The 10,933-nt window shown below is 73.9% G+C and carries 8 protein-coding genes and 1 pseudogene; 4 read left to right on the forward strand and 5 right to left on the reverse strand.

The features are described from left to right. The 3 genes and pseudogenes from MCAG_RS01925 to MCAG_RS01935 form a co-directional block, all read right to left on the reverse strand. Positions 1-747: pseudogene (locus tag MCAG_RS01925) on the reverse strand (alpha/beta hydrolase); the annotation flags it as partial. An 11-nt stretch (positions 748-758) separates the two neighbouring features. Further along, the gene (locus MCAG_RS01930; RefSeq protein ID WP_007071310.1) at positions 759-1,976 is read right to left on the reverse strand and encodes a cytochrome P450; all 1,218 of its coding nucleotides are present in this window, start codon (positions 1,974-1,976) and stop codon (positions 759-761) included. A gap of 69 nt (positions 1,977-2,045) precedes the next feature. Then, positions 2,046-3,317 (reverse strand): SGNH/GDSL hydrolase family protein, encoded by a 1,272-nt coding sequence (locus MCAG_RS01935; protein WP_036376007.1) that lies wholly within the window; start codon positions 3,315-3,317, stop codon positions 2,046-2,048. A gap of 379 nt (positions 3,318-3,696) precedes the next feature. Here MCAG_RS01935 and MCAG_RS01940 point away from each other — a divergent pair, with 379 nt between their 5' ends. The 4 genes from MCAG_RS01940 to MCAG_RS01955 all read left to right on the forward strand — a co-directional run bounded on the left by MCAG_RS01940 (position 3,697) and on the right by MCAG_RS01955 (position 8,493). Continuing rightward, complete coding sequence (locus MCAG_RS01940) at positions 3,697-5,304, forward strand: AMP-binding protein (RefSeq protein WP_007071312.1); 1,608 nt, start codon at positions 3,697-3,699, stop codon at positions 5,302-5,304. A gap of 23 nt (positions 5,305-5,327) precedes the next feature. Next, positions 5,328-6,578 (forward strand): MFS transporter, encoded by a 1,251-nt coding sequence (locus MCAG_RS01945; RefSeq protein WP_050778138.1) that lies wholly within the window; start codon positions 5,328-5,330, stop codon positions 6,576-6,578. Positions 6,579-6,807: 229 nt separating this feature from the next. Further along, positions 6,808-7,770 carry a hypothetical protein gene (locus MCAG_RS01950; RefSeq protein WP_036371939.1) on the forward strand — a complete coding sequence of 321 codons (963 nt, stop codon included), beginning with the start codon at positions 6,808-6,810 and terminating at the stop codon, positions 7,768-7,770. A 39-nt stretch (positions 7,771-7,809) separates the two neighbouring features. Beyond that, a complete protein-coding gene (locus MCAG_RS01955) occupies positions 7,810-8,493 on the forward strand; it encodes an SGNH/GDSL hydrolase family protein (protein WP_007071315.1) in 684 nt (227 codons plus the stop codon). 47 nt (positions 8,494-8,540) lie between these two features. Here the strand turns inward: MCAG_RS01955 and MCAG_RS01960 are convergent, their stop codons facing one another. Further along, the gene (locus tag MCAG_RS01960) at positions 8,541-9,899 is read right to left on the reverse strand and encodes a hypothetical protein (protein WP_036371942.1); all 1,359 of its coding nucleotides are present in this window, start codon (positions 9,897-9,899) and stop codon (positions 8,541-8,543) included. Continuing rightward, positions 9,899-10,870, reverse strand: coding sequence for an alpha-ketoacid dehydrogenase subunit beta (locus MCAG_RS01965; RefSeq protein ID WP_007071317.1), 972 nt, complete (start codon positions 10,868-10,870; stop codon positions 9,899-9,901). The genes MCAG_RS01960 and MCAG_RS01965 overlap by 1 nt, the downstream gene beginning before the upstream one ends. Positions 10,871-10,933: the final 63 nt, after the last annotated feature.

Consider the following 10,933-nt stretch of genomic DNA (forward strand, 5'->3'; position numbering starts at 1 on the left):
TCGGCGGTGATCACCAGGGCCGGCGGCAGGCCCGGTCAGGTCCTCGGCGAGCAGCGGCGACGCGAGGGGGTTCGCCGCGTCGGCCGGATCGGGCAGGTAGTGACCCCGGTACCAGGCCACCGAGTGCCGGTTGAACAGCAGCGGGTCCTGCTCCCCGGCGGGCTCGGCGCGCTCCCGCTGGTCGGTGTTGGGGTAGACCAGGAGCTGGGCGGCCAGCGCCGGCCCGCCGCTGTCGCGGGCGAGCAGGGTGACGGCGGCGGCGAGGTTGCCGCCGGCGCTGTCACCGCCGACGGCCAACCGGGCCGGGTCGGCCCCGAACTGCTCGGCGTACGCGGCCAGCCAACGCACGGCGGCGTGGCAGTCGTGCACCGCCGCCGGGAAGGGGTGCTCGGGGGCGAGCCGGTAGCCGACGGTGACGACCTGGCATCCCGTGGCGTTGGCCAGCCGGCGGCAGATACCGTCGGCGGTGTCGACGCTGCCGAGGGTCCAGCCGCCGCCGAAGAAGTAGACCAGGGTCGGCAGCGGTCCGGCCCCGGCCGGCCGGTGCACGCGTACCGGCAGGTCACCGGCGGGGCCGGGGACGACCGTGTCGCGTACCTCGTGCACCGGTTCGACGTCGCCGCCGCCGGCCCGGATCGCCGCCAGGTCGGCGGCGCGCGCCTCGGCGAGGGTCTGGGTGTACAGCGGCGGAACGCCGGCCGCCGCGCGCGCGGCCCGGTACGCGACCACCTGCGGGTCCAGGGTCATCGTCGGTCTCCTCATCCGTCGGTGGTGACGAACAGCTTGTCGATGCCGCGCAGGACCAGGCTGCCGCTGTACACCCACGGTCGGGTGATCCGCAGCCCGGGGAAGCGGGCGAACAGCCGGGGCAGGGCGAGCTGGCCCTCCAGCCGGGACACCGCCGCGCCGAGGCAGAAGTGCAGGCCGACGCCGAAGGCCAGCGACGGCGGGCCGGCGCGGCGCGGGTCGAACCGGTCGGGGTCGGAGAAGCGTGCCGGGTCCCGGTTGGCGGCGGCGATCAGCAGCATCACGTTCTCGCCCTCGGCGACCTTCACCCCGTGCAGGACGGTGTCGCGGGGGGCGGCCCGGGCCAGGAAGTGCAGGGGGCTCTGCATCCGCAGCACCTCGTCGACGCAGCCCCGGGTCAGCTCGTCGTCGCCGGGCAGGGCGGCGGTCACGTCGGGGTGGTCGAGCAGCAGCGGCAGCCCGTTGCTGAGCATGTAGACGGTGGTGACGAAGCTGGCGTTGAACAGGACGATCAGGTTGCTGATCAGCTCCTCCTCGGTGAGTTCCACGTCACCGGAGTCGAGCGCCTCGACCAGGCCGCTGATCAGGTCCTCGCTGGGGGCGCGGCGGCGGGCGGCGACCAGCTCCCGGTAGTAGCCGCGCAGCTCGGCAGTGGCGGTGTCGGCCTTGGCCAGCCGCTCCGGGGTCGCCCCGGCCACGTCGAGGAAGTCGTCGATCCGGTCGACCCGCTCGCGGTACCAGGCCAGGTCGGCGCTGGGCAGGCCGATGAACTCGGCCATCACCAGCGCCGGGATCGGATAGGCGAAGTCGGCCACGAAGTCGACCTCCGCTCCCCCGGCACCCGCCTCGGCCATCCGGTCCAGCAGCGTGTCGGTGACCCGGGTGATCACCGGTTCCAGGGCACCCAGCCGGCGCGGGGTGAACGTCTTCGCGAACACCGCCCGCATCCGGGTGTGCTCCGGCGGGTTGATGAACATCATCGACGACTCGAAGGTGCGCAGGATCTCGTGCTGCTCCCAGCCCGGCGGGGACTGCTTGAGCCACTCCGGGTCGCGCAGCACCTGGTCGACGACGTCGTACCCGCCGGCGACGGCGCTGACGGTGCTGTGCTCGGGGCGGTTCGGGATCTCGCGGATCGGGCCCAGCTCGTGCAGGGCGGCGTAGAAGGGGTACGGGTTCTGCCGGCCCTGATCGCCGTACAGGCCGGAGAGCAGCTCTTGGACGTCCATGGTGGTGCTTCCTCCCCAGGAAGTTTGCGGCGGGGCGGCGGGAGGATCACCCCCGCCGCCCCGCCGGTGTCACAGACCGAGCAGGCGCAGCGGCACCGCGTCGGCCATCGCCTGGTTGCCCAGGTCGTTCGGGTGGATGTGGTCACCCGAGTCGTACGCCGGCAGCAGCCGGCTCGGCTGGGCCGGGTCGCGCAGCACCTTGTCGAAGTCGAGCACCCCGTCGAACTCGCTGCTGCTCCGCAGGTACTCGTTGACCGCCTGGCGGGTGGCCTCCTTCTCCGGCGTCCACACCCCCGGCTTGCCGTGCCCCTCGTACGGGGTGAGCGTGGCCACCAGGCTGGTCAGACCCCGGGCCTTGACCTGCTGGTTGACCTGCCGCAGCGAGGCGATGATCTTCTCGGCGGAGTCGTTTGACATCCAGATGTCGTTGATGCCCAGGTGGGTCACGACGGTCCGCACGCCGGTCTGTGGGAAGACGTCCTCGCCCAGCCGGGCCAGGGCGTTCGGGCCCAGCTCGTAGTAGCCGGGGAAGCCGCCCGCGCCGGGCTCGGTGCCCTCGTGGTTGAGCCGGTTGCCGGCCAGGCTGAGGTTGAGCACGCCCGGGGTACGCACCTCGGGGCGGGCGTCGATCAGCCGGTCGGCGAGCAGGTCGGGCCAGCGCCTGTTGGTGTTGACCGTGCTGCCGTTGCCGTCTGCGATGGAGTCGCCGAGGACGACCACCGAGCCGGGGCTGAGCTTGCGCTGCACGTCCACGCCGGACAGGAACATCCAGCAGCAGTCGGGGCGGATGGTGAACCCGGTCCCGCCGGCGGCACCGGTGAGGTCGGTGGCGCCGATGAACGTGGTCTGCCGGGACTGGCCGTGGAAGGTCACCGGCCCGGTCAGCTCGGGGAAGTACAGCGTGACGACCAGGTCCTCCTGGTCACCGACCGGGAGGTCGACCGGGTCGCTGAGCAGCTCGCCGCCCTTGTTCATGGTGACCGACGCGGAGCCGTTGAAGGTCAGCTCCCGTACGGTCGGGGCGGTCACGTCGGACAGGTCCGTCGGGGTGGACGTGTCCGGCCGGGCGATGGTGGCCCGGCCGACCTTGACGGCCTGCTCGCCGTACAGGTTGCTCAGTCGCACACGCAGCCGGGGACCACCCACGGTGGTGTGCACGATCATCCGGATGCTCTGGTTGTTGAGGCCGGTGTTGGTCAGACCGGCCGTGTTGCCCCGGGTAACCGCGGCGGCCCAGCTACCCGCCCACTCACCGGCGCCGCGGCGCTCGGCGGTGTCCGGGCCCGCCGTGGCCACCACGGCCGGCGCTCCCACGACCAGCGCCGTGGCCGCCGCGGCGATCACCTGCCATCTCTTCGGGGCCGTTACCAAGCGCCATTTTTTCGGAGTCGACATTGAACCTCCATGTTGGCAGCCCAGGGTCGTCCACTGACGACAGCCGCCTGGACGATGGTCCAGAAACCTAGCCGCGCCCCTGACAGGCGTCAATCAACCTGATCGACAAGATCAAATGACGTCGGGCCGCGCCCGTGCACCGATCGGCCCGGTGCCCGGCGGGGCCGCGCGGCCTATGCTCGAAGCTGGCGGCGGTGCGGTCGCCGACGCGTGCCGCCGACGCCGCGTCCTGGCCATGAGCTGCCCGGACGCCGCTCGCGCCGGTCGTGGCGGGCGCTTTGCCGGGCCGCCGACGACCGCCGCCGGAAGCTGATGGGGGCTGGCGATGACTGACGGGTCCGACCGAGCGACCACCTACGTGCACGAGGCGCTGGAACTGTTCGCCGGCTTCGGCGACCGGGAGGCCCTGGTGGGCGGCGGACACCGACTGACCTACCTGGACGTGGCCGCGCGGGTGCGCGGGATGGCCGGCGCGCTGGCGCAGGGCGGGATCCGGCCGGGCACCGCCGTGCTGGTGATGCTCGGCAACGCGATGGAGGGGCCGCTGCTGCAGCTCGCCCTGCACCTGTTGGGCTGCCGGACGATGTGGGTCGCCCCGGTCACCTCCCGCCGCGAGGTCGACGACTTCGTTCGGCTGTCCCGGCCGGAGGCCTTCGTCTACGACCCCCGCGACGGCGACGGGCTCGGTGGGCAGATCGCCGCCGGCCTGGACGGCGTGCCGGTGTTCTGCCTCGGCCCGGGCGGCGCGGGGCCGGACCTCGCCGCCCGCGCGGGGGACGGGGGCCCGGACCTCGTCGTGGCCGATTGCGGCGCGGCGGCCGGCCTGCCGGTCGACGTGCCGGAGCCGGAGTCGTTCCTACAGACCAGCGGCACCACCGGTACCCCGAAGCTGGTGCACCACCGGGAGAGCTTCTACCGCCAGGTGCTCGCCCTCGCCGAGGGCTTCCGTACCGGCGGCATTCCGCTGCTGCGGCACCTGTCCCACTCGCCGATGTGGCTGGCCAGCGGGCAGATCACCACCCTGGTCAACCTGTTCAGCGGCGGCGTGCTGTTCCTGCGTGAGCGGTGGGACCCGGCGGCGTTCATCGCCACCGTCGCCCGGGAACGGATCAACTCGACGTTCGTCACCCCGCCGATGCTCTACGAGGTGCTCGACCACCCCGACCTACCCGGCGCGGACTTCTCCAGCATGTTCATGTTCAACGTGGGCGCCGGGCCCGCCGCGCCCGCTCGGCTGCGCCAGGCGATCGCCCGCTTCGGCCCGGTCCTGCGCATCGTGTACGGGCTCAGCGAGGCCGTCGTGATCACGGCCCAGCCGGGGCTGACCGAGGACCCGGAGCACCCGGAGCGGCTGCGCTCCTGCGGGAAGCCGTACGGGGACGTGGCCGTGCAGATCCGCGACACCGACGGAACGGTGCTACCGGCCGGCGTCGACGGCGAGGTGTGGGTCCACACCCGGCTCAGCTTCGCCGGCTACCATGGCCAGCCCGAGCTGACCGCCGAGACCCTCGTCGACGGCTGGGTACGCACCCGCGACATCGGCCACCTCGACGACGACGGCTACCTGTACCTCGTCGACCGGCTCGCCGACCGGATCCTCACCCGGCAGCGGAGCTGGCCGATCTACTCCCGGCCCATCGAGGACGTGCTCGCCGGCCACCCGCAGGTGCGCGCCGCCGCCGTGATCGGGGTGCCCGACGAGGTGGCCGGTGAGCTGCCGTACGCGTACGTGGTGCCGGCGCCGGGGGCGACGGTGACGGCGGCGGAGCTGATCGACCTGGTCACCGCCGAGCTGAGCGAGACCTGGGCCCCGGGCGGGGTGGAGTTCGTTGACGCGCTGCCGCTGAACCGGTCGGCCAAGGTTGACAAGCTGGCGCTGCGCGCCCGGTATGCCGCCGGCCGCCCCGCCGGCCCGGTCGGTAGCCCGGTGTGAGGGCCGAGGCCGTCTCCGAGGCCATGGTGAAGGAGACCGCGGCGGAGAAGGGGCGGGCCGCCGCGCGACGGGAGCTGATCACCCTCGTCGCCGCCGACCTGATCTCCAACCTGGGCAGCCGCATCTCGGTCATCGCCATCCCGTGGCTGGTGCTGACCACCACGGGCAGCCCGGCGAAGATGGGCATCGTCGCGGCGGCCGAGTTCCTGCCGTACATGCTGTCCAGCTCCCTGGCCACGCCCTGGGCGGACCGGTTCGGGGTGCGGCGTACCTCCATCGTGGTGGACGCGGCGAGCGCGGTGGCCATGGCGGTGGTGGCGTTGACCCCGTGGCTCGGCTTCGGGGCGCTGGTCGCCCTGGTCGCGGTCGCCGGCGGGCTGCGCGGCATCGGCGACCGGGTCAAGCACGTCATGTTCCGGCCGGCGGCGCAGCGCGCCGGGGTGGAGCTGATCCGGCTCACCTCCGCCTACGACGGGCTGGCCCGGGGCGTCACCCTGTTCGGGGCGGTCATCGGCGGCCTGCTCATCGACTGGGTCGGGGTGACCCGGGCCATCTGGATCGACGCGGGCAGCTTCGCGCTCTGCGCGCTGCTGGTCGGGGTGCTGGTCCGCCCGCCGGCCGCCGACGCGCCGGCCGCGCCCCGGGAGGGCTACTTCCGGGCCCTGCGCACCGGCTTCGCCTACCTGCGCACCGACCGGGTGCTGCTGGCCATGCTGCTGGTGGTTTCCGCGCTGAACATGATGGCCGCCGCGAACACGGCCGTGTGGATCCCGGTCTGGGTAAGCGACGTGCTCGGCGACCCGGCCGGCTTCGGCCTGGTGCTGGGGGTGTTCGGCGCGGGGGCGCTGCTGGGCAACCTGGTCTTCACCATGGTCGGCCCCCGGCTGCCCCGCACCCTCGTCTTCGCCGTCGGCGCGGCGCTCAGCGGCGCGCCCCGGCTGCTGACGATGGCCCTCACCGACCACCTGGTGGTGGTGCTGGCGGTGACGTTCCTGTCCGGCATCGGCATCGCCGCGGTCAACCCGCTGCTCGGTGCGACGCTGTACGAACGGGTGCCGGACGCGTTGCAGACCCGGGTGCTCGGCATCGCCGGCTCGTTGGCGTTCGTCGGCCTGCCGGTCGGCGCGCTGCTGGGCGGCTGGTCGGTCGCCGCGCTGGGCCTCAAGCCGGCGCTGCTGGTGATGGCGGTGCTGTGCGCGGTGCTGACCGTGGGGCCGCTGCTCGCCGGGCCGCTGCGGGCGGGCCGGTCGCGGCCGGCCCCGCCCGCGCCGTAGACGCCGCCCGCGCCGTAGACGCCGCCCGCGCCGGCGGGGCCGCCCGCCGGGTCGGCGACATGGCGGTATCCGGGCGAGCGGATACCGCCATATGGCCGACATGCCTTCCTCGCGTGTTCGCCCGGCGTTCGCTCGCGGGCCCGCGTCGCGTCGGGCGGTGCGCCTAGCGTGGCCGGTCGTGGCCGCCCCGCTGCCTACCCGGGCGCGGCCGGACCCGCGAGGAGAGCACATGCCGTCATCGACCGACAGCCCGGTGGCCACCGCCCGGCTCGGCACCGTGCGCCGGATCGGCGACACCGCCGGGCACAGCGCCTTCACCGACCTGGTCCGGCACCGGGGCCGGTGGCTGTGTGCGTTCCGGGAGGGGGCCGGGCACCTCTCCGACGACGGCGCGATCCGGGTGCTCGCCTCCGCCGACGGCCGGGACTGGGCCCCACTCGCCCGGCTGGAACGGCCGGCGACCGACCTGCGCGACCCCCGGTTCGTGGCCCGGCCGGACGGCCGGCTGCAACTGCTCGCCGCCGCGGTCACCGGTGATACGACCGGGCCCGGGGCGGGCCCGGTCAAGTCGTTCCGCACGCTGACCTGGCTGTCGGCCGACGGGCAGCGCTGGGGCGAGCCGACGCCCGTCGGCGAGCGCGACATCTGGGTGTGGCAGGCGGCCTGGCACGCCGGAGCCATGTACGGCATCGGGTACGCCACCCGGGAGCCCCGGTTCGTCCGGCTCTACCGCAGCGGCGACGGGCTCGACCTGCAACCGACCGTCGACACCCTCTTCCTCGACGGCTACCCGAACGAGTCGGGGCTGGTCTTCGGCCCCGACGGCACCGCCACCTGCCTGCTGCGCCGGGACCGGGAGACGGCCACCGCCCAGCTCGGGCGGGCCCGCCCACCGTACCGGCACTGGACGTGGACCGACCTCGGGGTGCAGGTGGGCGGGCCGGCCCTGCTCGGGCTGCCCGACGGCCGGCTGGTCGCCGGGGTACGCCTGCTCGACGGCGGCCCGCGCACGGCCGTCTGCGCCGTCGACCCGCACCGGGGCAACCTGACCGAGCTGGTCACGCTCCCCTCCGGCGGCGACTGCGGCTACCCGGGACTGGACTGGCACGACGGAGTGCTGCGGGTCAGCTACTACTCCTCGCACGAGGAGCGGACCTGCGTGTACCTGGCCGAGGTGACGCTCGACCGGTAGGGGTGTCGACGCCCCGGGCGGATCGGCTAGCGTGCCGGGATGCCGTCGAGCCTCACCGAAGCGACCGACCCGTACTGCCTGCGCGCGGGCGAGAGCGCGCGGCTGCTCGCCGGGCACCCGTGGCGACGGTTCGTGGTGCTCGGCGACAGCGTCGCCGAGGGGCTGTGCGAGCCGGTCGCCGGGTACCCGGACGTGCAGTGGGCCGACCGGATCGCCGCCGAGCTGGACGCGGCCCGCCCCGGGCTGACGTACCTCAATCTGGGGTTGCGTGGGCTGCGGGCGCACGAGGTCCGCGCCACCCAGCTTGCCCCGGCGGTCGACTTCGGCCCGGACCTGGCACTGGTGGTGTGCGGCGGCAACGACGCGTTCCGCCAGGGGTACGACGCCGACGCCGTCGATGCCGAGCTGGCTGCGATGATCACCGGCCTGCGGCGGGCGGGGGCGGACGTGGTCACGGTGGGCATGTTCGACGTGTCGCACAGCCCGGCGGTGCCGCAGCGGCTGCGGGAGAGCCTGGGCGAGCGGATGCGCCGGTTGTCGGCGCACACCCGCGCCCTCGGCAAGCGGCTCGGCACCCTGCACGTGCACCTGACCGACCATCCGGCGGTTGCCGACCCGGGGCTGTACAGCGGCGACGGCCGGCACGGCAGCGCCCGCAGCGACGCCATCGCCGCCGCCGAGACGATCCGCCGCCTCGGCGCCCACCTCGCCGCGTCCCGCTGACCGCCCGGCGGCGGCTGCCGTCGTGGCAACCACCGCCGGGGGCACGCTCAGTCGGTGAGCAGGATGCCCGTGATCAGGACCCCGCGCGCGATATTGAGCACGCCCTCACAGTCGGGGAAGCCCACCCGGGCCAGGCCGCCGGAACCGGTCCGGCCGAACAGGTACGGCGCGAGGCTGTACGGAACGTCGGCGGTGACCGTCTCCCCCGTCTCCATCCGCACGAAGTCCATCGCCACCCGGTCGGCCGGCATGTACTCCTGGAGGATGTAGCCGCCCTCGTCGATGGCGGCGCGCAGCCCCTGCGCCCACTTCCCCGGGTCGGTCTCGCGGCCCAACAGCACGCCGATGCCGGCGGAGCCGTCGGCGGGCTTGGCGACCAGGTCGTGCTGGTCGGCCAGCGCCCGGGGCAGCTCGGCGGCGGTGAGGGCGGTGGTGCGCGGGACGTACCGGCGGATGAGCGCCTGGTCGGCCTCAGCCAGGGTGTCGAGGTCCTCCCACAGCCAGGCAAAGTTGACCTTGTTGCCGAGCAGCCAGGCGGCGGAGCTGACGAACATCGGCAGGGTGCCGGCGGCGAGGGCGCCGGCGACGGCGTCCAGGCCCGCGCTGGGGGTGACCCGGTTGGGCACGAAGAGCCGAAACAGCGCGTCCACGGGAGCGTCGCGGACGACGAGGCGCTTCTCCTCGTCGAGGGTCGCGGTGCCGACCGGGGCGATGACCAGGTCGATGCCGAAATCCCGGGCCCGATCGACCAGCGGGGACAGGATCTTGATGAAGTCTTCCGGCCTCTCCAGGCCCGGGTAGTCGGCGTCGAAGTCCATCAGCAGGGCGACCCGGGCCCCGTCGGCCAGGGCCAGTTCGTCGCGGATCGCCACGAACCGCTGGTCCAGCAGGGACGGGGCGGGCCGCACCGGCAGCCCGTCGAGGATGCCCTGGTCGGCGTAGAGCTTCGCGTACCGGTGGACGACAGTGTCGGCGTCGAAGCACCCGCCGAGGCTGCTGTCGATGTTGTACTCGACGAACTTCGGCACCCCGCCGGAGATCAGCACGTCCGGCCGGTACGCGGCCAGCAACGCCTCGGACAGCACCTCGTCGGTGTCGAGCAGCCTCGTCTCCTCCGCCGGCACGCCGAGCAGCCGGGTCAGCTCACCGGCGGTGCGGGCACGCCGCTGGCACGCCTCCAGGATGAGCTGGGCGAGCCGGTCGCAGACCTCGTTCAGCTCGCGGAACGCGTCCGCCGGCATCACCGGGGGCCGGGCCAGCCGCCACGTCCGGTTGTACGTCGCGCAGCCGTAGAAGATCTCCCTCCAGGCACCCGCCCCGGCGGCCACCATCGCCGCCCGGGTCGACTCCGGCAGGTCGTTCCACGCCTGGCCGGGCTGCGGCCAGGGGTAGTTCGGGTCGATCATCATCCGTCCTTCATGGTGAGTTGAATGGCGGCGGTGAGCTGCTCGCGGCCGGGCTGCACGGCCCGGTCCAGCGCCGGGGCGAAGGGCAGCACCGCGCCGTCGGGGCGGGTGACCCGCCGGGGCGGCGCGAGCAGCCGCACCCGTTCCACCACGGTCGCGATGATCTCCCCGGCGATCCCGCAGGACCGGTTGGAGTCGTCGACCACGACCAGCCGGCCGGTGCGGGCCACGGACGCGGTCAGCCCGTCCCAGTCGAACGGATAGAGCGTGCGGGGGTCGAAGACCTCCACCGACACCTGGCCGGCCAGTTCCTCGGCGACGGCGAGGGCGTCGTGCACCAGGTGCCCGACCGCGACCACCGTCACGTCGTCGCCGGCCCGGTGCACCCGGCCCCGGCCGATCGGCACCGGGGCCAGCGCGGCGAAGTCCACGTCGGCGCGCACGTCCATCGCCCCGGCCGGCGCGAACACCACCACCGGGTCGACGTGCCGGATCGCCGAGACCAGCAGCCCGTACGCGTCGGCCGGGGTGGCCGGGACCACGGTGGTCACCCCGACGTGGGCGAAGAGGCTGTACGGGTGGTCGGAGTGCTGCCCCGCCCACCCCGTGCGCGAGCCGGAGCCCGGCACGAGGTAGGTGACCGGCACCGCGCACTGCCCGCCGGTCATCAGCGGGAACTTGTGCGCGTGGTTGACGATCTGCTCGAAGACCAGAAACAGCAGGGACGGGATCTGGAACTCCACCACGGGGCGCAGGCCGGCCAGGGCCGCGCCGGTGGCGAAGCTGGTGAACGCCTGCTCCGACAGCGGGGTGTCCACCACCCGGTCGGGCCCGAACCGCTTCAGCAGCCCGGCGGTGACGTTCGAGGCGGCCACCCGGATGTCCTCGCCGAGCAGGAACACCGATCCGTCGCGGGTCATCTCGTCGGCGAGGGCCCGGGTGAGGGCCTTGCGGTACGACAGCCGTGGCATCAGCCACCTCCCGTCCGGGCGACCAACCCGCATGGCGTACAGGTGCTCCAGCGCGCCGGCCGG

It is taken from the genome of Micromonospora sp. ATCC 39149 (genome assembly GCF_000158815.1).
Classification (GTDB): Bacteria; Actinomycetota; Actinomycetes; order Mycobacteriales; family Micromonosporaceae; genus Micromonospora.

What these genes read in the sequence shown, in the direction of transcription:
- MCAG_RS01965 (WP_007071317.1), bottom strand. Translation starts at nt 10,870, where the DNA reads ATGCCACGGCTGTCGTACCGCAAGGCCCTCACCCGGGCCCTCGCCGAC.
- MCAG_RS01945 (WP_050778138.1), top strand. Translation starts at nt 5,328, where the DNA reads ATGGTGAAGGAGACCGCGGCGGAGAAGGGGCGGGCCGCCGCGCGACGG.
- MCAG_RS01930 (WP_007071310.1), bottom strand. Translation starts at nt 1,976, where the DNA reads ATGGACGTCCAAGAGCTGCTCTCCGGCCTGTACGGCGATCAGGGCCGG.
- MCAG_RS01960 (WP_036371942.1), bottom strand. Translation starts at nt 9,899, where the DNA reads ATGATCGACCCGAACTACCCCTGGCCGCAGCCCGGCCAGGCGTGGAAC.
- MCAG_RS01955 (WP_007071315.1), top strand. Translation starts at nt 7,810, where the DNA reads ATGCCGTCGAGCCTCACCGAAGCGACCGACCCGTACTGCCTGCGCGCG.
- MCAG_RS01940 (WP_007071312.1), top strand. Translation starts at nt 3,697, where the DNA reads ATGACTGACGGGTCCGACCGAGCGACCACCTACGTGCACGAGGCGCTG.
- MCAG_RS01950 (WP_036371939.1), top strand. Translation starts at nt 6,808, where the DNA reads ATGCCGTCATCGACCGACAGCCCGGTGGCCACCGCCCGGCTCGGCACC.